23 protein-coding genes are annotated in these 21,065 nt (G+C 68.5%); 7 read left to right on the forward strand and 16 right to left on the reverse strand.

Translation table 11 applies throughout. The annotated features are described in order from the left end of the window. Window positions 1–71 precede the first annotated feature (71 nt). Window positions 72–449: a winged helix-turn-helix transcriptional regulator gene (locus ACWD3H_RS36900; RefSeq protein WP_451958301.1), complete on the forward strand. Its 378-nt coding sequence runs from the start codon at window positions 72–74 to the stop codon at window positions 447–449. On the opposite strand, the gene ACWD3H_RS36905 is transcribed toward ACWD3H_RS36900, so the two are convergent. Beyond that, window positions 450–908, reverse strand: a complete 459-nt coding sequence (locus tag ACWD3H_RS36905) for a cupin domain-containing protein (RefSeq protein ID WP_451958302.1) — start codon at window positions 906–908, stop codon at window positions 450–452. A 77-nt stretch (window positions 909–985) separates the two neighbouring features. After that, entirely contained in the window at window positions 986–1,171 is a 186-nt protein-coding gene (locus ACWD3H_RS36910) for a hypothetical protein (RefSeq protein ID WP_451958303.1), read from the reverse strand. A 26-nt stretch (window positions 1,172–1,197) separates the two neighbouring features. On the opposite strand from ACWD3H_RS36910, the gene ACWD3H_RS36915 reads away from it, so the two are divergent. Then, window positions 1,198–1,359, forward strand: a complete 162-nt coding sequence (locus ACWD3H_RS36915) for a hypothetical protein (protein WP_451958304.1) — start codon at window positions 1,198–1,200, stop codon at window positions 1,357–1,359. Between the two features lie 3 nt (window positions 1,360–1,362). On the opposite strand, the gene ACWD3H_RS36920 is transcribed toward ACWD3H_RS36915, so the two are convergent. After that, entirely contained in the window at window positions 1,363–1,944 is a 582-nt protein-coding gene (locus ACWD3H_RS36920) for a hypothetical protein (protein ID WP_355552372.1), read from the reverse strand. 253 nt (window positions 1,945–2,197) lie between these two features. Between ACWD3H_RS36920 and ACWD3H_RS36925 the strand changes: the two genes are divergently transcribed. After that, window positions 2,198–3,484 carry a hydroxyacid-oxoacid transhydrogenase gene (locus ACWD3H_RS36925; RefSeq protein ID WP_451958305.1) on the forward strand — a complete coding sequence of 429 codons (1,287 nt, stop codon included), beginning with the start codon at window positions 2,198–2,200 and terminating at the stop codon, window positions 3,482–3,484. Between the two features lie 96 nt (window positions 3,485–3,580). Here ACWD3H_RS36925 and ACWD3H_RS36930 read toward each other — a convergent pair whose 3' ends face one another. The 3 genes from ACWD3H_RS36930 to ACWD3H_RS36940 form a co-directional block, all read right to left on the reverse strand. Then, on the reverse strand, window positions 3,581–3,913 hold the full coding sequence (locus ACWD3H_RS36930; protein ID WP_355552366.1) for an STAS domain-containing protein: 333 nt from the start codon (window positions 3,911–3,913) through the stop codon (window positions 3,581–3,583). Next, window positions 3,910–4,476, reverse strand: coding sequence for a DUF5994 family protein (locus ACWD3H_RS36935; RefSeq protein ID WP_451958306.1), 567 nt, complete (start codon window positions 4,474–4,476; stop codon window positions 3,910–3,912). The genes ACWD3H_RS36930 and ACWD3H_RS36935 overlap by 4 nt, the downstream gene beginning before the upstream one ends. A 212-nt stretch (window positions 4,477–4,688) precedes the next feature. After that, window positions 4,689–5,573: an NAD(P)-dependent oxidoreductase gene (locus ACWD3H_RS36940; RefSeq protein WP_355552360.1), complete on the reverse strand. Its 885-nt coding sequence runs from the start codon at window positions 5,571–5,573 to the stop codon at window positions 4,689–4,691. A gap of 161 nt (window positions 5,574–5,734) precedes the next feature. Here ACWD3H_RS36940 and ACWD3H_RS36945 point away from each other — a divergent pair, with 161 nt between their 5' ends. Both ACWD3H_RS36945 and ACWD3H_RS36950 read left to right on the forward strand, forming a co-directional pair. Further along, window positions 5,735–6,070: a winged helix-turn-helix transcriptional regulator gene (locus ACWD3H_RS36945; RefSeq protein WP_355552357.1), complete on the forward strand. Its 336-nt coding sequence runs from the start codon at window positions 5,735–5,737 to the stop codon at window positions 6,068–6,070. A gap of 184 nt (window positions 6,071–6,254) precedes the next feature. Further along, on the forward strand, window positions 6,255–7,229 hold the full coding sequence (locus ACWD3H_RS36950; RefSeq protein ID WP_451958307.1) for a M64 family metallopeptidase: 975 nt from the start codon (window positions 6,255–6,257) through the stop codon (window positions 7,227–7,229). A gap of 124 nt (window positions 7,230–7,353) precedes the next feature. Here ACWD3H_RS36950 and ACWD3H_RS36955 read toward each other — a convergent pair whose 3' ends face one another. After that, window positions 7,354–8,664 carry a M64 family metallopeptidase gene (locus ACWD3H_RS36955; RefSeq protein WP_451958308.1) on the reverse strand — a complete coding sequence of 437 codons (1,311 nt, stop codon included), beginning with the start codon at window positions 8,662–8,664 and terminating at the stop codon, window positions 7,354–7,356. A gap of 317 nt (window positions 8,665–8,981) precedes the next feature. Further along, on the reverse strand, window positions 8,982–10,238 hold the full coding sequence (locus ACWD3H_RS36960; protein ID WP_451958309.1) for an alpha/beta fold hydrolase: 1,257 nt from the start codon (window positions 10,236–10,238) through the stop codon (window positions 8,982–8,984). Between the two features lie 110 nt (window positions 10,239–10,348). On the opposite strand from ACWD3H_RS36960, the gene ACWD3H_RS36965 reads away from it, so the two are divergent. Beyond that, a complete protein-coding gene (locus tag ACWD3H_RS36965) occupies window positions 10,349–11,299 on the forward strand; it encodes a LysR family transcriptional regulator (RefSeq protein ID WP_451958310.1) in 951 nt (316 codons plus the stop codon). A gap of 72 nt (window positions 11,300–11,371) precedes the next feature. Here the strand turns inward: ACWD3H_RS36965 and ACWD3H_RS36970 are convergent, their stop codons facing one another. After that, entirely contained in the window at window positions 11,372–12,184 is an 813-nt protein-coding gene (locus ACWD3H_RS36970) for a DUF1684 domain-containing protein (RefSeq protein ID WP_355552342.1), read from the reverse strand. A gap of 315 nt (window positions 12,185–12,499) precedes the next feature. On the opposite strand from ACWD3H_RS36970, the gene ACWD3H_RS36975 reads away from it, so the two are divergent. Further along, the gene (locus ACWD3H_RS36975; protein WP_451958311.1) at window positions 12,500–14,062 is read left to right on the forward strand and encodes a glycoside hydrolase family 10 protein; all 1,563 of its coding nucleotides are present in this window, start codon (window positions 12,500–12,502) and stop codon (window positions 14,060–14,062) included. A gap of 180 nt (window positions 14,063–14,242) precedes the next feature. Here ACWD3H_RS36975 and ACWD3H_RS36980 read toward each other — a convergent pair whose 3' ends face one another. The 7 genes from ACWD3H_RS36980 to ACWD3H_RS37010 all read right to left on the reverse strand — a co-directional run bounded on the left by ACWD3H_RS36980 (window position 14,243) and on the right by ACWD3H_RS37010 (window position 21,040). Beyond that, a complete protein-coding gene (locus ACWD3H_RS36980) occupies window positions 14,243–15,415 on the reverse strand; it encodes a TetR/AcrR family transcriptional regulator (protein ID WP_451958312.1) in 1,173 nt (390 codons plus the stop codon). A gap of 22 nt (window positions 15,416–15,437) precedes the next feature. Continuing rightward, a complete protein-coding gene (locus tag ACWD3H_RS36985; protein ID WP_451958313.1) occupies window positions 15,438–16,985 on the reverse strand; it encodes a long-chain-fatty-acid--CoA ligase in 1,548 nt (515 codons plus the stop codon). 9 nt (window positions 16,986–16,994) lie between these two features. Beyond that, window positions 16,995–18,137, reverse strand: a complete 1,143-nt coding sequence (locus tag ACWD3H_RS36990) for an acyl-CoA dehydrogenase family protein (protein ID WP_451958314.1) — start codon at window positions 18,135–18,137, stop codon at window positions 16,995–16,997. A gap of 122 nt (window positions 18,138–18,259) precedes the next feature. Next, window positions 18,260–19,060 carry an SDR family NAD(P)-dependent oxidoreductase gene (locus ACWD3H_RS36995; protein WP_451958315.1) on the reverse strand — a complete coding sequence of 267 codons (801 nt, stop codon included), beginning with the start codon at window positions 19,058–19,060 and terminating at the stop codon, window positions 18,260–18,262. Then, complete coding sequence (locus ACWD3H_RS37000; protein WP_451958316.1) at window positions 19,057–19,422, reverse strand: MaoC/PaaZ C-terminal domain-containing protein; 366 nt, start codon at window positions 19,420–19,422, stop codon at window positions 19,057–19,059. The genes ACWD3H_RS36995 and ACWD3H_RS37000 overlap by 4 nt, the downstream gene beginning before the upstream one ends. Next, the gene (locus tag ACWD3H_RS37005) at window positions 19,419–19,859 is read right to left on the reverse strand and encodes a MaoC family dehydratase N-terminal domain-containing protein (RefSeq protein WP_451958317.1); all 441 of its coding nucleotides are present in this window, start codon (window positions 19,857–19,859) and stop codon (window positions 19,419–19,421) included. The genes ACWD3H_RS37000 and ACWD3H_RS37005 overlap by 4 nt, the downstream gene beginning before the upstream one ends. After that, a complete protein-coding gene (locus ACWD3H_RS37010) occupies window positions 19,856–21,040 on the reverse strand; it encodes a lipid-transfer protein (RefSeq protein WP_451958318.1) in 1,185 nt (394 codons plus the stop codon). The genes ACWD3H_RS37005 and ACWD3H_RS37010 overlap by 4 nt, the downstream gene beginning before the upstream one ends. Window positions 21,041–21,065 lie beyond the last annotated feature (25 nt).

Consider the following 21,065-nt stretch of genomic DNA (forward strand, 5'->3'; position numbering starts at 1 on the left):
TCTATGCTCGGTCGCCGTGTCTCATCGCACAAGAAGGCACTTTTTCCTTGCTCGGTTCACCGGAGGTAACCATGGGCGCACCGCTCTCCCGCACACCGGCCGCCTGCCGCGCCCGCGAGATCCTCGACCGGGTGGGAGACAAGTGGTCGCTGTACGTGATCTCGAAGCTAGGTGCGGGGACCAAGCGGTTCACCGAGCTCAAGCGCGAGATCGACGGCATCAGCCAGCGCATGCTGACCGTCACCCTGCGCGAGCTGGAGCGGGACGGCATCGTCTCGCGCACCATGTACCCGGTGATGCCGCCCCGCGTCGATTACGCGCTCACCCCGTTGGGCCACACCCTGGTTGAGGCCGTCCACGGTCTCGTCAGCTGGGCGGAGGACCATCTCGACGAGATCGACGCCGCGCGCACCACCTACGACACACGCGCCGAGCAGGTATTCGGCTGATCACTCCCCGCCTGCGAGCTCGCGGAAGTCGATGAGGGACGGCGGCGGCAGCGGCAGGTTCTCCGTACCCGGCGCGGGGCTGCGTTCCAGCAGCCGGGTGCCGACCACCCTCCCGGCGAACACCGCGTGCAGCCTGAGCCCGCTCCCCGAACGGTTGCGGAACCCGTGGGCGATGCCCGGCGGCACCAGGATCACCGCTCCGGGGCCCACCGGCCGCCACTCCTCGTCGTAGAACGCCTCGCCCTCGCCTTCGTCGATGATGAGGACCTCCTCGTTCGTGTGCGTGTGCACCGGGATGACCTCATCCGGCGCGAGCAGCTCGAAGTTGAGCACCAGATCCTTGACGTAGTCGCCGTCCGGACGGACCGGATCGAGCACGAGGCAGTGGCGGGAGTTCGGTTTGTAGTTGTGCGGGTCCTCGGGAAACGGCCGGTAGTCCAGCCGGTTGATTATCGTCATGCGGCCGAGCCTGCCCGCGAAACGTTATTACTGGTAGATCGCACTTTTTCGGAACCAGGTGAGGTCCGGGTAACCGGTCAGGCCGTTTTGATCGCGCCACCGTCGATCAGGTAGTCGGCTCCCGCGACGCCGACCTCGACTGGACCCGCCGCGTCTACTACGCCCTGATCCACGAGGCGGCGACGGGACCGGACGAGGGGCAGGACGCCGACGCCCTGGCCACCCGCCTGGTCGACACCCTGCTGCACGGTTTCGGCGAGCACAACCGATGATCTTCACCTGACGCCGGGTGACCGCCACCTGGCCCGTACCACCACGATGGTCCGCCGCGAGCACGCCCGCCGTACGCGTACCGGGGCCCGATGGCGACGGCGGGCGGGAGTCGTGGCTGGTCGACCTGCCCGCGATCGAGGGGCGGGCAGGCCGGCCCGGTTCCAGGTGGCGGGTCTGACGGTCAGTTGTCCCAGACCGCGTTCTTCAGGATGGTGGCCAGGCCCGGGGTGGCCCACTGGTCGACAATGAGGATCTTCGACTGGGGCAGGTACCACTCACGCTGGTTGAACGTCGACTTCTGCTCACCGCCGGTGTACGTCACGCACCGGCCGGGCCACACCCGGTAGTGCGCCTTGTGGGCCACCCCGATGTTGCGGTAGCCGACCGCGATCGCCTTGCCGAGGACCTGGCCGTACTTGGGGTTGGTCGCGCAGGGCACCACGTCGGACGCCGGGTAGAACGGCCCCTGGTCGGGGTTGTAGCGCCCGAAGCCCTCGGCACCGGTCTTGAGGGCCTTCGGCCCGATGACCCAGAAGCTGTCGCACCTGGGCTGGAAGTAACCGCCGTTGGGCCGCGCGCAGGCACCGGTCACCACCCGGACCTGGTCCGCGGTCCCGTACACCCGCCAGGAGTTCGGGATCTCCAACGTCAAACCGCCGCGCAGCCGGAGCAGCGCGGTGGAGGAGCTCGCGGACGCGGGAAGCTGGGCCGCCAGCACGGCGACTCCGGCGACAGCGGTCACCGCGATCATTCTTTTCATCATGGCGGCGATGCTAGTGAGGACGGCTTGCCGTTTGCATGCATTCCTCTTGCCATAAGGGCAGATATCACCACTTGGGGTGCCGCCTGGGAACGTGTCGGCAATCGTAGAAGTCGGTACCAAGACCGTTCTGACCTCGCCGGGAAGATCAGCGAGATCCAGGGTCGGCAGACGGAGAAATGGGCATCAAGTGTCACGGAGTACCTCTTACGGCTCTCCTGTGACATTCCTAAGATCAGCGAGAGAGGAGCCGGGCGTGTTCAGTGCTCCGGGCAATCCCGAGTCCGTCTTCACCTACGGCGCCCCCGCCCTGAAGTTCGGCTCCGGCGCCTCGGCCGAGATCGGCTTCGATCTCGGGCAGTACGGCGCCCGGCGCGTCCTCGTCGTCACCGACCCCGGGGTGGCCGCGACCGGCGCGCCGCAACGGATCGCCGAGCAGCTCTCCGGGTTCGGCATGGAGGCGAGCGTCTACGAGGGCGTGCGCGTCGAGCCGACGGACGAGAGCCTGCTGGCGGCCATCGAACACGCCCGCGCCTCCGGGCCGTGGGACGCCTTCGTCGCCGTCGGGGGCGGCTCCAGCATCGACACCGCCAAGGCGGTCAACCTGCTCACCACCAACCCGGGCGAGCTGATGGACTACGTCAACGCGCCGGTGGGCGGCGGCCTGGCCCCGTCCCGGCCGCTCAAGCCACTGGTCGCGGTGCCCACTACCACGGGCACCGGTTCGGAGAGCACCACGATCTGCGTGCTCGACGTGCTCGACCTGAAGGTGAAGACCGGGATCAGTCACGCCCGGCTCCGCCCGGTGCTGGCCGTCGTCGACCCCGACCTGACGATGACCCAGCCCGCCGGGGTCACCGCGGCCGCCGGGATGGACATCCTCTGCCACGCCCTGGAGAGCTACACCGCCCGGCCGTACACCTCATACGAGCGCAAACGCCCCGAGGAGCGGGTGCCCTACTGCGGTTCGAACCCGGTGGCCGACATGTGGTCCGAGCGCGCCATCGCGCTGCTCGCGCAGTCCTTCCGCACCGCCGTACGCGACGGGGACGACGTCGAAGCCAGGGGGCGGATGGCGCTGGCGGCGACGTTCGCCGGACTGGGGTTCGGCAACGCGGGCGTGCACATCCCGCACGCCAACGCCTACCCGATCGCCGGGCGGGTCAGGGACTTCCACCCCGAGGGCTACCCGGCGGGTGAGCCGATGGTGCCGCACGGCATGGCCGTCGCGCTGACCGCTCCCGAGGCGTTCAGGTTCACCTTCGAGGCGCAGCCGGAGCGGCACCTGCGCGCGGCCGAGCTGCTCGACCCGTCCGCCGCCAGGCCCGACGACCTTTCCGAATATCTGCCCGGCGTGCTGACCAGGCTGATGCGCGACATCGGCCTCCCCGGCGGGATCGGCGGCGTCGGTTACACCGAGGCGGACGTCCCCGCGCTGGCGGAGGGCGCGATGAAGCAGCAGCGCCTGCTCAGCACCGCCCCCCGGCCGGTCACCGAGGGCGACCTCACCAAGATCCTGACCCGCTCCATCGCCCTCTGGTGAAGGGGCGCCGTAGGTCCGGACCCTCGTACGTCACACGCGCGAACGTCCCCCGGTTCCTCATCTCTCCGGGGGACGGGGAATCCACTCCACTGACGCTCAGCGAATGGTGAAAGTGCGGTCCAGGCCGGTGACCCGTAGCAGGGCCGCCGTCTGGTGACGAGGCGCGGACAGCTCGAAGGTGACTCCGAGCGATCTGGCGCGGCGCTGGATGCCGACCAGTACGGCCAGCCCTGACGTGTCGAAGAACGACACCCCGGACAGGTCGAGGATGAGCGGGTTCGCTCCGCGCCGCAACGCGCGGAGCAGCCGTTCGCGCAGTGCCGCGCTGCTGAAGACGTCGATCTCGCCGTGCAGATGGATGACTGTGGCGGCGGGACCGACGGCCTGGGGCCCCACTCCGTGAAAAGTCTGAGATTGCAGAACGGTCATGAGGTCTCCTCTCGGAGAGGATCCGGGCCCTGGTGACCGGCGGCCGGTGCGCAGCCGGCGATCTGTCCGCCCTCGTCCTCCCAGACGGCCCGGCTGTCATCCCGGGCGATCGAGCTGACGTCCGAGGAGGCCGCGGCGGTGAGGATGTCGGTCGGGCGGGTGGCGCCCGCGCACCTGGTGGCCAGGGTGAGCGCGTGCGCGGCCGTGCCGCTCTCGGTGCCGGGTGGAATGACCAGCAGGTTGACGGGTTCCATGGCCTCGCAGATCAGGGTGACCACGTGTGGGTCCATGTTGCGGAACCAGCCCACCTTGACCTGGCGGCCGGGGGCCGCGACACGGTGCGGGATGTCGTCCCAGGATCCCAGGGGCAGACCCACCCGCCTGACGGGCCGGTCCAGCCGCCGGTCGACGGCGGCGATGAGGTCTGGCAGTTCCACCGCCGCGTCCTGGGAGTGTGGCCACCAGGCCCCGTCCACGGCGCCCCTGCGGCCGAGGGTGGGATCCAGACTCAGACGTGCCTCGTCGGTGAGCGGTGTGCTGTGGGAAAGAAGCGCCTGCGTCATGATCGCCCGGCCCGTCTCGGCCCGTAGGAGGACCGGATTCGCCTATCGCCTTGGGCGACGTCGACCTGAATGCCAACGTACGAAATGTCCTCGGTACCTCCTACTCTACGCCTGCTTTCCACTCCGGCCGGGCCTGGACGGTGATCGTTCCGTTGGGGGCGGCGCCACCATCAGAGCCGGTCGTGGCGGGCCGCCCCCTCTTCGAGTGCGTTTTACGGTGTCGGCCTCCCGAGCACCTCGGCCAGGCGCGAGAAGCTGTCGTCGCCGTGACCGGCGTCGATCGCGCGTCGCGTGACGGCCCTGGCGGCGCTCAGCACACCGGTGTCGATGCCCCTGGTCTGGGCCGCGTGGATGATGTGTGCCATCCCCGCGTCGGCCGACAGGATGTTGGACTGGTCGCCTGGGTGGTGGCCGTCGTCGACGTAGCGGGCGAACTCGTCGATGAGGTCGGGGAGCAGGGCGCCGATCCCCTTGGCGAACGGGGCGAGGTCCCTGGCCGAGATGCCTTCCGCGCCGGCCAGGGCGAAGGCGTGGACGAGGCCGCTCATGGACGTCCAGAAGAGGTCGAGCAGGCTCACGTCGTGGGCCGCCGCCCGCCCGGGATCCGCGCCGAGGTAGGTGGCGGTGCCGCCCAGGCTCGCCAGCGCGGGCCGATGGGCCTGGTAGAGCGCTTCAGGTCCGCTGTACAGGACGACCGCCGCCGGCCCGCCGATGGTCGGTGTCGGGGTCATGATGGCGCCGTCGAGGTAGTCGACGCCGTGACCGGCGGCCCAGTCCGCCATCCGGCGTGCGCGTTCCGGCGTGTCGGCCGTGAGGTTGACCAGGGTCCGGGCCTTCAGCGCGTCTACCGAGGGGTCGATGATCGCGCTCACCGCGTCGTAGTCGATCACGCAGGCGATCACCAGCGGGCTCGCCGCGATCGCGTCGGCGACCGTGTCCGCGCGGACCGCGCCCCGGGCGACGAGGGCGTCTGCCTTGGCGGCCGTACGGTTCCACACGGTCGTGGGGTGGCCGTTCCCGAGGAACGCGCCCGCCAGCGCCTGCCCCATCGGGCCCAGTCCCAGGACCGTCACCGGCGATCGGTTGTCGGCCGTCATTGTTTCCCCCGCTTTCATCAGATGTCGGCATGCGAACGTCCCAGTCCCGGGCCCTTCGTGACCCCGGCTGGGACGTTTCGATGCTGACGCTCTGCTGAATTTTCCTCAAGTACCTACTATTTTGTCAGGTACTAACCTTTTTGTAAGTATGGAGAACGCGAATGAAGAAGCGGACCTATTCGTGCGGGCTCGATGCCGCCGTCGACGTCGTGGGCGGTAAGTGGAAGGCACTGATCCTGTGGGCGCTCCACAGCAAGCCGCTGCGGTTCGGGGAGTTGAACCGGTCGGTGTCCGGCATCAGCGAGAAGATGCTCATCCAGCAGCTCCGCGAGATGGAGTCGTACGGCCTGGTGCACCGCGAGGTCTACCACCAGGTTCCGCCGAAGGTGGAGTACTCGCTGACCGAGTTCGGCCACTCGCTCAACACCGCGCTTCTCCCCCTCGGCGACTGGGGCGAGAGGCATCTGGAGACCATCGAGGCTCTCCCCCGCGACTGAGAGTTGCCGCCGCCCTCACATTCCAGGCCGTCACCGGAGGCGGAGTCCCCGACATGGAGAGGGTGAGGGCCCAGAATTCACCACTATAACGGGAGGGTTATCGCGAAAAGGGATTATCTGGGCGTATAGCGATAACTCACGATGTGGGCACTAGATCCACTGCGCTCACCCCCAAGGAGACGCCGTGCCCCGCCCCCTCCGCCTGGCGCTGCTCGTACCGGTCGTCATCGCCTCCCTCGCCACACCGACGTCCGCCGCCACCGAACCGTCCCCGCCGGGATCCACCGAGCGGGTGGAGGTCTTCTCCCCCGACGGCACGATCCAGCAGGTCGAGATCCCGAAGCGGCAGGTGCCTCCCGCCCCGCGCGCCGCGCCGGCCGCCGCGGTCACCGCCCTGCAGCAGACGGGCCCCTCCGCCCAGCGCTTCGACCTGGTCTTCGTGGGCGACGGTTACACCTCCGCCGAGATCTCCACCTTCCAGGCCCACGCCGCGAGCAAGTGGGCCGAGATGACCGCCGTCGAACCGTTCAGCACCTACAAGAACTCCTTCAACGTGTGGATGGTCAACGTCGTCTCCAGCCAGTCGGGCGTCGACAACGACCCCACCCAGGGCGTCAGCAGGAACACCGCGCTCGGGATGGGGTTCTGGTGCTCGGGAATCGAGCGCCTGCTCTGCGTGAACACCGCCACCGCCAAGTCCTACGCCGCACTGGCACCCGGTGTCGACCAGGTGGTGGCGCTGGGCAACAGCACCAAGTACGGCGGTGCGGGGTACGGCGCGGGCGGCGGCGTCGCCACCGCCTCGGGCGGCAACGCGAGTTCCGGCCAGGTCGTGGTGCACGAACTCGGACATTCAATGGGTAACCTCGCGGACGAGTACTCCACCCTCAACACCACCTACAACGGCGGCGAGCCGTCGGCGGCGAACGTGTCGAAGTACACCGCCGCGCAGCTCACCTCGGGCAGGCGTAAGTGGTACCAGTACCTGGGTCAGGCCACTCCCGACGGTGGCGTGATCGGCGCCTACCAGGGGGGCGCCGACTACGCGTACGGCATCTACCGCCCGTCGGAGAACTCGATCATGCGCACCCTCGGGAAGAAGTTCAACCTGATCGGTCTCGACGCGATGACCAAGGCGATTCTCGCCAAGACGGGATGACGACCCGGCGCTGAACGCACGCGATCGCCGAAGGACGCCCGCTTCCGCGGAACATCCTTCGGCGATCGCCGTTCTTTCGCCATCCGGTCCTGCCGCGTCCTGAGCGGGGCGTGGCAGGATCCGGTCAGTGCTTGCCGACCGTCCAGGTGATCGACTGGGTGAGGGTGTCCGCCTTGTAGGCGGGGTTCCTCACGAAGTCGGTGGAGTCACTGACCTGCACCGAGTAGGTGCAGTCGCCCTTCTTGGCCTTCAGGTCCTTGCGCCCGCACCACGGCGCCTCGGGCTTTCCGTGGTCCTTGGGCTTCTTGGTCAGAGCCACCGCCGAGGTCCTGCCCGCCCACTCGGTGATCTCGTGGCCGTTGATGAACCAGCGGGTGGACACGGTCGGGAGCCCCACGGGGGTGACCGTCAGGGTGCTGCCCGCCCTGACCTTGCCGCTCGGGGTGGAGTCGTCGATCAGGCCGGTCGTCTCGACGAACGTGCGGACCATCTCCTCACGGCCGACCAGGTTGAACGGCTTGAGCAGGGAGCGCATCAGCGAGTTGTCGCTGGGCCGGTAGATGCCGAGGTTGTAGTAGGCGGCGCCCTCGAAGGTGTCGATCACGCCGCCGTCGGGGGTCTGGGCGCCCAGCCAGTACCACCACTTGGCCCGCCGCGCGGTCTGCTGCTCGGCGTTGTGGATCGAGACGTTGGTGTCGGGCGGCTCGTCGCCGGTGTAGGTGCTGCCGTCGTCCGGGTAGGCCCAGTAGGGGTACTCGTCGGCCAGGTCGCCGATGGAGTGGCCGAACTCGTGCGGCAGGATCTCCGGGCCGCTCCGGTGCCCGCCGGAGAAGGTGACCAGGTTCTCCTCGATGTAGCCGGCACCGCCGTAGGTGGGGCTGTTGACCACGACGGCGATCTGGTCGAAGGCGGGGGCCAGCCCGGCGTAGGACTGGGCGGTGGGGATGTCCACGCAGACCAGGCGCTCCAGGTCCTCACACCAGTACTCACCGCCCAGCGCGGTGTCCTTCCGCACCCCCTTGACCGGGTCGTTGTCGACCCCGGACTCGTTGGAGACGACGTTCACCTGCCAGACGTTGAACAGCTTGCGATAGCTCTTGAACGGCTCGCGCTGGGCCAGGATGTTCCAGCTGTTGGCCACCTGGGCGGTGTAGGCGTCCTGCTCGGCCTCGGTGAAACCGTCACCGAGGTAGACCAGGTCGATGCGTTTGTCGCTGGGGCCGTTGACCTCGATCGGCGTCACCGTGGCGGACGGCACGGCCAGGCCCCTCGCCTTGTCGCCGCTCTCCACCGGAACCTCGGTGTAGCCCTGGGGGGCATGCTCGCCGAAGACCTCGACCTTTCGCGTCTGGCCCGGATCCTCGGCGTGAGCCGGGCCGGTCGACAGACACGCCATGACCATGAGCGTGGCGACGACCACGGACGATCTGCGCACGGGTTCTCCTTGCTTGGGGAATGCCGCAGATTGTCACCGGTGTCGGATAACGGGGTGATCACACGAGAGTGTCGAGCTTGTCGGCCCGTTCGTGCCTGCCGGGGAGCCGCAGGTCAAGGCCGCCCATAACGGGTGGGTTATGGGCAGTTGAGATGGACACGATGAGCCCTTTCCCATAATTCACGGGTTATGGAAAAGGGGTGCTACTCCGCGGAAGGCGATCGACGCTCGTACACCACCGGCCGGACGCCGGGCCGCCGGTTCCGTACGCGCCGCCGGAAGGCGCGGGAAGCCGAGCGCCCGTCGTTTCCCCAGGCTCACCGGCGGACCATCGCGATGAGCCGGTCCAGCACGGTCTCGCCCGAGACCCTCAACCCGTCGTGGACGTACTCGTTGGTGATCCAGGAAGTCAGGTCACGCACCGTGCTCGCGGTGCGAAGGGAACTGTCGCGGTCCACGTACAGGTCGTCGTGATAGATCACCGCCGCCACCGGAACGGTGTTGCCGCTCAGCCGGTCCGGGTCGTAGAGGCGCGGCCAGGACTCGCAGGCGGCCAGTGCCTCGGCGCAGGCCCGCAGCGGGACCAGCGCCGGGTCCTCGTCGAAGAACCACGGGAAGATCATCTCGCCGAAGAACCGGACGGGGCCGCCCTGCTCCACATCGAACTCGGGGAACTCGCCCAGCGCGCGGTGCGCGGCCCAGTTGGAGGCCCCGCCCTGGCAGTAGGACGCCTCGTGCAGCAGCGCGTACAGCGGGTGCTCGGCGTAGGAGACCAGCGCGTCCACCCGGCGCAGGAAGACGTCGGACAGCTCCTTCTCACCGGCGAACGCCTCCTCCAGCAGATGGTGCAGTGTGTCGAACCTGCTCTCCGTGCCGAACGTGATCCCGAGGGTCTGGAAGCGCCGCGGGGTCAGCCGCTCCCCGCCGGGCAGGAACACCTCCTGCCGTCGCAGGTGGTCGGCCACCTGACGGGCGATCGCCAGGTCACCGGGATAGCGGGCGAAGAACCGCTCGTTGTGCGCCAGGACGCGGGGGTAGGCCGCCCGGTACACGTCCTCGGGCCGGTCGGCCAGCGGCGGCAGCCCACCCGCGATCATCACCTCGCGCAGCCCCTCGGGGGCCAGCGACAGGTAGGTCAGCGCGCAGAACCCGCCGAAACTCTGCCCCAGCAGGCTCCACGGCCGGTCCCCGAGAAGGCGCGCGCGAAGCAGTTCGGCGTCCCTGACGATGGCATCGGCCCGGAAATGGCGCAGGTAGGCGGCGGGGTCGTCGAGGCCGGCCAGGGTCTGCCGGTTGGCGGGAGTGCTGCGCCCGGTGCCGCGCTGGTCCAGCAGCAGCACCCGGTACTCCCTGGTGGCCCGGTGCAGCCACCCGACCGGCGAGCGGGGGGCACTGTGGCCGGGGCCGCCCTCCAGGTACAGCAGCCACGGCAGGTCGTCCCCCTGCCGCCCCGCCGCGACCACCTCCCGCGCGAACACCTCGATCGTCGCCCCGTCCGGGCTGGAGTGGTCCAGCGGGACGGTGATCGTGTGATCGGTGAAGACGAGGCCGGAGCGGCGGTAGGTCACTGGCATAGGGGTTCCTTCGGAAGTAGGGATCACCGTCAACTGTGCGCCGAACGAGGGAACCGCGTCTTATCCCAGAGACATATAAATCCAGCGTTATGCCGCACTATATTTGGCCCATGCAGCTGGAGCTACGGCACCTTCGAGCGTTATGCACCATCGCCGGCGCGGGGAGTCTCAGCAAGGCGGCGGCCTCCCTGGGCGTCTCCCAGCCCGCCCTGACCGCCCAGCTGCACCGGATCGAGTCCACGCTCGGCGGCCAGGTCTTCCGGCGCAGCCGGTTGGGCGTGACACCGACCCCGTTCGGCCAGTTCGTGCTCACCCGGGCCAGGTCCGCGCTGCACACCGTGGATGAGCTGATGACAGGCGCCCTGCCGCCCAGCGGCCAGACGAGCGTCGCCCGCATCGGCGGCTATGCCAACCCCCTGTTCAGCGGCCTGCTGCGGCGGCTGTTCGAGGTCCCGGGGGCCTCGATCACCGTGCACACCGAGCACTCTCCCCGCCTGCTGCTGGATCTGCTGACCTCCCGGCGGCTGGACGCCGCGACCCTCATCGACTACCCCGGCCACGAGCTGGTCATCCCACCCTCGGTGGGCGTACGTCCCATCGCCGTGGAACCCGTCTTCGTGGCGATGGCCGAGGCCCATCCCCTCGCGGTGCTGGAGGAGGTGCCGCTGGCGGAGCTGGCGGGCGACGACTGGGTGCTCTCGCCGCCGGACGGCGTCGGCTGGCCGGAGTGTTTCGTGACCGCCTGCCAGAACGAGGGCTTCGTCCCGAAGATGCCGTACATCATGATCGAGCCGATGATGATCCGTAATCTCATCGCCGAGAAGCACGCGATCTCGCCCTGCCAGGCCAGCTTCCCCGCAGGACCTGGGCTCGTGGTCCGCCCGCTCGCCGGATCACCGTTGTGGATCAGGCACCTGGCGGCCTGGCGCCGCGACGGCGCCCTCGCCCACCGGGCCGAGGAGCTGACGCGCCTCGCCACCGAGGCCCACCGCGAATCCCTCGAAAGTCAGCCGCACTACACCGCCTGGCGCGCCCGCCACCCGGCGGACCTCCGGCCGTGATCCCGGTTGAACCGGCCGATGCTCTCCCCCGGGGAACGGATGAGCGGGGTCACGGGCGTGCTCATCCGGACGTCAGCCGCGCTCGTAGGGGATCTTCTCGCCTGCCTCGATCGCGACCGGCAGTCGGTTCTCCGCCGGCGGCAGCGGGCAGGTGGCGAAGTCGGTGTAGGCGCACGGCAGGTTCGTGGCCCGGTTGAAGTCCACGGTCACCTGGTTGCCGGCGTCGGGCACCCCCAGTTGCAGGACGCGGTTGGCGGCGTAGGTGGTCACGCCGGAGGTCGCGTCGGTGAACAGGGCGATCAGGCTGCCCGGCGCGTGGCCGTTGAACACCGTCAGGCTCAGCGTCTGCCCGTCGAGCTCGAACTCGACCCGCCCCGGCGCGTCGTAGACGTGCCGCAGCCCTTCCACCGCCGCCCCGACGTCCGTCGGCCGGGGCTCGTCGAACGGCACGTAGCGGCCGGCGACCAGCCATCGCGGGTCCGGCGGGAAGGTCGGCGTGCCGGCGAACGCGACACGCAGCGGGTGGTCCGGGTGTCTCGGCCTGACGATGTCATGCCCGCCCCGCCTGGCCACCTCGATCACCGCGTCACCCCAGGTGGCATTGATCGCGCCGCGTTCGGGGATGAGGCCGAACACGTACCGGCCACGCACCGGTGTGCCGTCCACCACCAGTTCCTCCGCGTCTCCGAGGGTCACGACGACGCCCTCGCCGCCGGTCGACCATTCCCCCGGAGCATCCGGCAGGCGCTGCGGTTCAGAGGTCAGCCAGTGCAGGTTCGTGACGGCGAGGAACCCGTGGGGATCGGCCAGCACCACCTCGTGCCGGTGGTGCCAGTCCTGCCACTCCTGGACGTACGCGGCCGCGTCGATCACTTTGACTGCCATGGCTGCTCCTCGGATGTCATGGAATTTTTCATACTATCCCTACCTCTTGTATGGGTTTATGTCCAGTGCCGATCTCCAGGCGACCGACACGCACCCGCCACCGGATCACCACCGATCCACCCGACCCCTCGGCGCGCCGTGGCCCCCACCCGAGGCGACCACGGCGCATCCAGGTTTCCCCACCGGGCCGCCTGCCCGAACGCCTTGGAGCGGATCGCATCTCAACGATATTTTCCTTCATTGTCATTGATTTGAAAGTAAGTTTCTGCCAATGTCACGCTCGGCGCCTTCTTCTTCAGCCCCCCGGAGGTCCGCATGAGCGCACCCACCCGACGTTCCGTCCTGCGCGGCCTGGCCCTGGCCGCGGGCGCGACGACTCTCCCCCTGTCGGCTCTCACCTCGACGCCCGCCTTCGCCGCCGGCAACGCCGACGGCCACATCCCGCCGCTGCGGCAGATGCGCGGGATGTGGATCGCCTCGGTGCTCAACATCAACTGGCCGTCGAAGCCCGGCCTGACCGTCGAGGCGCAGCAGGCCGAGTACCTGGCCTGGCTGGACCTCGCGCGGACCCGTCGGCTCAACTCGGTCTTCGTCCAGATCCGGCCGACCGCCGACGCCTTCTGGCCCTCGCCACACGAACCGTGGTCGGAGTACCTGACCGGCGTTCAGGGCCGGGACCCGGGCTACGACCCGCTGGCCTTCCTGGTCGAGGAGACGCACCGGCGCGGCCTGGCCTTCCACGCCTGGTTCAACCCGTACCGCGTGTCGATGCAGCCGGACCCGGCCAAACTGCACCCCGAGCACCCGGGCCGCAGGAATCCGGACTGGATCGTCTCCTACGGCGGCAAGCTGTACTACAACCCGGGCATCCCCGCGGTGCGGGCGTTCGTGCAGGACGCGATGATGGACGCGGTCACCAGGTACGACATCGACGGCCTGCACTTCGACGACTACTTCTACCCGGTCAACACCACGGCCTTCGACGACGCCGCGGCCTTCGCGCGCTACGGCGCGGGCTTCCCCGATCTCGCCTCCTGGCGGCGCGACAACGTGGACCTGCTCGTCCGGGAGATGCAGCAGCGGGTACGGCAGGCCAAGCCGGAGGTCGCCTGGGGCATCAGCCCCTCGGGCATCTGGCGGAACAGGTCCACCGACCCCCTCGGCTCGGACACCGCCGGCAGCCAGTCGTACGACAACCTGCACGCCGACACGCGGGGCTGGGTCAGGAAGGGCTGGCTGGACTACATCGCACCGCAGATCTACTGGTACATCGGCCAGTCGAACGCCGACTACGCCAAGCTGATCCCCTGGTGGTCCGGCGTGGCGGCGGGCACCGACGTCCAGCTCTGGATCGGCCAGGCCGCCTACAAGGCCGGTGCCGCCGGGCAGCCCGCCCAGTGGTTCCAGCCGGACGAGCTTTCCCGGCACCTCACTCTCAACCGGGACAACCCCCAGGTCGGCGGCGACATCTGGTACAACTCCGGCGATGTACGTGAGGACCGGCTGGGCAGCGTCAGCACCGCCGTGACCGACCACTACACCCGCCCGGCCCTCGCCCCGCTGCTGCCGCGTCTCGCGGGCGGCCGGCCACCGCGCCGCCCGGTCCTGGCCACCGCGCACAAGGTGGCCGGTGGCGCCGAGTTGCACATCGTCGCCCCCGGCAGGGACGTCCCGTTCCAGTTCGCGGTCTTCCGGTTCGACCGGCAGGCCGGTCCCGGTGACTTCGCCGACGCCCGCAACCTGGTCGCGGTCATCCCCGCGGGCCGCGACGTGCGCTGGCTGGACCCCGAGGGAGCCAGGGGCGCGCACTACCACGTGACGGCCGTGGACCGGGCGAACCGCCAGAGCGAGCCCAGCCACGGCCGCCGGGTCCGCTGACCCGACTCACCGAGGACCAGCGAACGTCGGCCGTCCGGTGAATCTCTTGTGACAGATGATCGAAACTCTGTGTCGTTCCGGCCATCTCGTGATCGCAAGGCACCCGCGGCATCGCGATATCCGGCCTCAAGGGCTGACACCCGAGGAGTCCGCCCGAGTGGTTGGGGAATCTCACCGTTCTCACCTCGTCGGCTCTGTTCGAGGTGCGGCGTGCAGGACGTCGAGTGCGAGGTCCGTGAGTTCCTTCGTCAGGTGTGCTCGCGTGTGCGCCAGGGGCAGGCGTACCAGGTCGTTGATCAGGGTGAGGGCACCGTGGACCAGGGCCAGCGCCTCCGGTTCCGACAGGTCGGGTCGGTCCAGGCGGAGCAGGCGTGTCCATTCGGCCACGTATTGGTGTTGTCGCCGCCGGTTGGCGTGCCGTTCTTCGGCGGGGAGGTGGGTCACTTCGCTGATCAGCACGCCGATGAGGTCGGGATGGTGGGTGGCGAAGTCGACGTAGAAGGCCACCACCTCTGCCATGGTGTGCGCCGGATCGGCCGAGCGGGACAGCGCGCGGTCGAGGGCGAGCTTTAGGGCTTCGTCGCCTCGGTTGAGCGCGGCGGTGAGGATCTCGGTCTTGCTGGAGAAGTGTTTGTAGAGCGTGGGGCCGGTCACGCCGACGGCCGCGCCGATGTCGTCGTTGGACACACTGACGAAGCCGTACTGGCTGAACAGATGGGTGGCCGCAGTCAGCAGTGCCTCGCGGGTGGAGGCCCGTCTGGGCAGGGCCGGCGTGGGTGCGGAGAAGGAGGCGGTCGCGATCAACGATTTACTGCCGGCCACGCGGGCCACCATGGCCCGCAGCAACGCCGGGTAACTCTCGGGAGTGGCGCGGTGGTGCGATGGGCTGCCGACGACCGCCGTGATCGCCCAGGACAGTAGCCGCGCGTCGTCCTGGCCGAGTTCGGGACGACGGCCGCGCAGCAGGTCCGCGGTGTGCTCGGCATGGTGGCGTAGCCGGCGCCGGAACTCCGCGCGTTCGGGTTCGTTCAGGTTGCGGACCTCCCGCTGCCACAGGGCGCCCAGGTCACGGCCGTCCAATCCCACGGTGACCATGGCATCGAGCCAGGTGTAGAGGTCATCGCTCTGCACGGACTCGAACGCGGCCATCCCACTGTCGATCGCGTGCCACAGCAGGTCGTGCTTACCGCGGAAGTGCCGGTAGAGCGCGGGGCCGGAGATTCCCACCGCCGCGGCGATCTCGTCCACTCCCACCCCGTGGTAGCCGCGGTCGTGGAAGAGTGTCGCCGCGGTGCGCAGGATCTGCGCTCGGCGGTCCCGTGGCCTGGATCTGCCCTTTGCCGTTCCGCTCATCCCGTCCATGTTAGGGATGGACTCACTGGACCGTGTGATCGCTTGCCTCCCAGTACGGCTTGCGCAGTTCTCGTTTGAGGATCTTCCCGGCGGCCGACAGCGGGAAGTCCTCGACGAATTCGCAGCTGCGGGGTGCCTTGTAGCCCGCGATGAGGCTCTTGCAGTGCTCTCGGATCTCGGCGAGGGTGGCGGTCGCGCCCGGCTTGAGCTTGACCACGGCGTGGACCCGTTCGCCGTAGACGGCATCGGGGATCCCGATCACAGCGCACGCGGCGACGGCGGAATGAGCCGCCAGGGCGTTTTCGACTTCGGCGGAGTAGACGTTCTCACCACCGCTGATGATCATGTCTTTGATCCGGTCGACGATGTAGAGGTAGCCGTCCTCGTCCAGGTAGCCGCCGTCGCCGGTGTGCATCCACCCGCCGCGTAGCGCCTGGGCGGTCTCCACCGGCTTGTTCCAGTATCCGAGCATGACGTGTTCGCCGCGGACGACCACCTCGCCCACCTGACCGTGGGGGAGGACCCGGTCGTCGGGGCCGACGACGGCCACTTCGGCGTGCATGGCCGCCCGGCCTGCCGATCGCAGTCGCGTGCCCTCGCGGTGGTCCTCGGCGGTGAGCAAGGTGGCGACGGGCGCGAGTTCGGTCATCCCATAGGCCTGGACGAACTCCGCCCGCGGAAACACCCGCATCGCCCGACGCAGCAGGGTCTCGCTGACCGGGGAGGCACCGTAGACCAGATGACGCACGCAGGACAGATCGTGTTCGGCGACCCGCGGATGATCGACAAGCATCTGGATCATGGTGGGCACCAGGAGCGCGTAACTCACGCGGTGCCGGGCGATCGTCTCGGCGACCGTGGCGGGATCGAAAGCCGGCACGATCACATGGGTGCCGCCGATGCTGAGCTGCGTGTACCAGGCGGCGAACGCGGCCATGTGGAACATGGGTGCGCACAACAGGGCCTTGCCGCCCGGCAGTCCGGTCGGCGCGGTGGCACGGGAGCCGAACGTGGAGACGAACAGGTTCGCGTGACTGATCATCGCGCCCTTGGGGAAGCCGGTGGTGCCCCCCGTGTAGAAGACGCCGAGAAGCTCCTTGCCGCCACGTCGTGCGTCCGGGATGGACTCGTTGGCCGCGATGAGCTCCTCGTATCCGACCATGCCCTCGGGAACGGTCCCATCACCGATGTAAACCACGGCTCTCAGCGCGGGATACCCCCGTTCGAGCACGGGCACCTGCGAGGCGAAAGCGTCGTCCACGAACAAGACGTCGGTCTGGCACTCCGCCAGAGAGTAGACGATCTCCGCTGGACTCCATCGGATGTTGATCGGGTTGAGCACGCCGCCGGCCCATGGCACCGCCAGAAGGATCTCGGCGAAACGATCGGAGTTGAGTGCGAGCACCCCGACGCGTTCGCCGTCGGCGACGTTCATCGTCCGCAACGCCGCCGCGAGGCGAGACACCCGGTCGACGAGTTCGCGGACGGTTCGCACCCGATCCCCGAAGATCGTGGCCGGCGCGTCCGGGTTCTGCTGCAGTGAGCGGTGCAGACCTTGGGTCAGGTACATGAACCCCTCCTAGAGGGATCGTGCGATGAGCTCTTTCATGATTTCGTTCGTGCCGCCGTAGATCTTCTGCGCCCGCGCGTCCGCGTACATGCGGGCGATCGGGAACTCCCGCATGTAGCCGTATCCCCCGAACAATTGGAGGCAGCGGTCGATGACCTGGCACTGCACGTCGCTCAGCCACCACTTGGCCATCGAGGCGGTGGCCGGGTCGAGTTCGCCCCGCAGGTGCCGTTCGACGCACGAGTCGGCGAATACCCGTCCCGTGTGAACGAGCGTGGCGCATTCGGCGAGCTCGAAGCGGGTGTTCTGCTTGGCGATCAGTGGCTCGCCGAAGACGTGACGCTGCTTGACGTAGGCGACCGTCTGAGCCAGCGCCTCCTCCGCGGCGGTCACCGCCATGATCCCGATGATCAGCCGCTCCTGCGGGAGCTGCCGCATGAGCTGGACGAACCCCTGCCCCTCGACGCCGCCGAGCAGTGCGCTGGACGGCACCCTGATCTCGTCGAAGAACAGTTCGGCAGTGTCGGCGCTGTGCTGTCCGATCTTCTCCAGAACCCGGCCTCGCCTGAACCCCCGTGTCTCGGCATCGACGAGAAACAGGGAGATGCCGCGGGCTCGGCTCGGCGGATCGGTACTGGCGACGACGAGCACCAGATCGCAGCCGCCGCCGTTGGTGATGAAGGTCTTGGCCCCGCTGATCAGGTAGTCGTCACCGTCGCGTACCGCACGAGTCGTGATCGACTGCAGGTCCGAACCGGTGCCGGGCTCGCTCATGGCGATGGCGGCGACCGTCTTTCCCGACGCCATGCCGGGCAGCCAACGTCGTTTCTGGTCCTCGGTGCCGAAGGCGGTGAGGTAGTGGGCGACGATCCCGCTGTGTACGGCGTTGCCGAATCCGAGCTCCAGAGCTCGCGCCTGCTCCTGCAGGATGATCAAGTCGTGGGCGAAACCGCCCCCGCCTCCGCCGTACGCCTCGGGAACGCCCGCGCACAGCAGGCCGATCTCGCCCGCCTGGGCCCAGAAGGCGCGGTCGACACGCCGCTCGGCCTCCCATTCCTGCCGCCGGGGAACGGCCTCGGTGGTGAAGAACCGCCTGGCGGTGTCACGCAGCAGAGCGACGTCGGCGGTGATCCACGAGGAGGTGTAGGTCATTTCTCCTCCGTCTCGTCAAGCCAGTCCATGGTCGGAACGAGCATGGAGAGCGGCACGTGGGCCAGGTCGAACGGCGGGTCCGCGTCCTCGTGCGCCGTCGGGCTCGGGTACATCGGACCTCCTTAGAGGGACAGGCCTCCGCCGCAGAGGAGGACCTGGCCGCTGATGTAGTCGGATTCCGGAACGCAGAGCAGGTAGACCGCTCCGGCCGCCTCCGCAGGTGTGCCCGCCCTGCCCAGCGGGATCGCGGACTTCGAGGCGTCGAGGAACGCTGTGCTGATCCCCACCTTGATCTCGTGTCCCTCGACCTGGATGGTCTCCTCCCCGGCCGCCGCCACCGTGAGCCGCGTCTCGATGAACCCGAAGGCGACCGCGTTGACGTTGACCTTGTATCGGCCCCACTCCTTGCTCAGCGCCTTGGTGAGCCCGATGACCGCGGCTTTGGCGCTGGAGTAGTTGGCCTGGCCGGGATGACCGCCGAGACCCGAGGCCGAGGAGATGTTCACGACCTTGCGGTGATGGTCGGTCGGATTGGCCCTGATGAAGGGCTGAGCCGCACGGAGGATCCGGAACGGCGCTTTGACGTGGACGTCCTGTATGGCGTCCCACTGCTCGTCGCTCATCTTCTGGATGACGTTGTCCCAGGTGTAGCCGGCGTTGTTGACGATGATGTCCAGCCCGGCGAAGCGCTCGACCGCCTCCGCGACGACTCGATCGGCGAAACCTTCTTCTGTGACGCTGCCGACGCAGGTGGACGCTTGGCCGCCCGAAGCGCGGATGGCCTCCGCGGTCTCTTCGGCCGGCTCGTTGTCCAGGTCGTTGACGACGATCCGAGCGCCTTCGGAGGCCAGCTTCAGCGCGATCTCGCGCCCGATACCGCGACCGCCGCCGGTGACGATCGCTACTCTTTCGTCGAGTTTCACAATTCTCCTTCGATGATCGCTTGTCCCTTGAGGGTCTCGGTGCCGTCTTGTGTCGTCACCGTCAGTTCGAGATGGGTGAGACCGTTCTCGACCTTCGTGACGACCGCGGTGCACGTGGGCCTGGCGTGAACCGGCGTGATGGCGGTGAATCGCACGGCGTACGTGCGGATGCGTTCCTGGTCGACCAGCTGGGTCAGCAGGCGCCCCAGGTAGGCCATCGAGAGCATGCCCTGCGCGAACACGTCCGGCAGGCCCGCTGACCGGGCGACGTCCAGGTCGATGTGGATCGGGTTGTGGTCTCCGGAGGCACCGGCGTACAGAGCCAGAGTGGTGCGGGTGATCGGCGGGATCTCCAGCTTCATCGCGTCACCACGATCGTGGAACTGAGATCCGCGATCGGCGCGCCCTCCCGGGTCACCCGTGTGCTGCGGACGAGGAAGCAGAGCGCTCCGTTCTTCTTCCGGTAGGCGTCCGTGATGCTCGTGTCGAAGGTCAGCGTGTCGCCGGCGAAGGCCATGGCGTGATAGTCGAAACGCTGCTCTCCGTGGAGCACCTTGCGAAGGTCTATGTCGAGCTCCTTCAGGTAGCCGAACGGATCTCCCGGCCGCTCCATCTCAAGGCAGAACAGGAACGCGGGAGGCACCGGCAGATCGCGGTAACCGGCCTCGATCGCAGCGTCGACGTGGACGAAGCGCGGATCCTGCTGTCCGATCGCCTTGGCGTAGAAGCGGAGCCTGCCCCGCTCCACCTCGATCGTGTGTTCCGGGAAGGTCATCCCGATCGCACCGGTGATGTTCATGACACCTTCTCGTAGAGGGTGACGACGCAGGCCCCACCGAGACCGAGGTTGTGCTGAAGGGCCAGCCGTACGTCCTCGACCTGGCGGTCCGCCGCCTCGCCGCGTAGCTGCCAGGTGAGCTCGGCGCACTGGGCCAGCCCGGTCGCGCCCAGCGGATGCCCCTTGGACAGCAGACCGCCGGAGGGGTTGGTGACGACCCGGCCCCCGTAGGTGTTGTCTCCGTCGATCACGAACCGCTCCGCCGTACCTTCCGGAGTCAGCCCCAAGGCCTCGTACGTGACCAGCTCGTTGGTGGTGAAGCAGTCGTGCAGCTCCACCACGCCGAGGGCCTCAGGGCCGATTCCCGAGGACTCGTACACCTGCCTGGCCGCTTCGCGGGTCATGTCGTAGCCGATGACCCGCATCATGTCGCCCGAGGTGAAACTGCTGGCCGTGTCGGTGGTCAGCGCCTGGGCGCGAATGGCCACGTCGGTTCTCAGGCCGTGCCTGCGCGCGAAATCCTCGCTGCAGAGCACCGCGGCCGCCGCCCCGCAGGTGGGAGGACAGCACTGCAGCCTGGTGAGGGGACCGTACACATGCGGTGAGGCGAGGACCTCCTCCTCGGTCACAGGTGCCCGGAAGACGGCGTACGGGTTGTTCGCGGCGTGCCGGCGTGCCTTCACCGCGATTTTCGCGAACGTCCCCGGCGCCGTGCCGTACTTGGCCATGTGGGCGGCGCCGCCACCGCCGAAGAACTGCGCGGCGAGTGGTGCGTCCGACGGCTCCTGGACCATGGACATGGCCTCGGACAAGCGGTCGAACACCAGCGGCCGATCGTTCCACACGTTCTGGAGCGCCCCGGGGTTCATCTGCTCGAAGCCCACCACCAGGACGCACTCGGCCGCGCCGTGTTCCACCGCCTGACGGGCCAGCCACAGGGCCGACGAGCCGGTCGAGCAGTTGTTGTTGACGTTGATCACGGGGATCCCGGTCAGTCCCACCCCGTAGACGACCTTCTGGCCACTGGTCGAGTCCCCGTAGACGTAGCCCGCGTATGCCTGCTGGACGAGGTCGTAGTCAACCGCGGCGTCCTTGAGCGCGGCCTGGATCGCACGCTCTCCCATGGCGTCATAGGTCTGACCAGCGCTGGGTTTCGTGAAGGGGACCATCCCAACACCCGCGACATACACCCGACGTTCCACCGCTGCTCCCTCCGCCCAGACCGCA

Source organism: Streptosporangium sp. NPDC002607 (assembly GCF_053592655.1).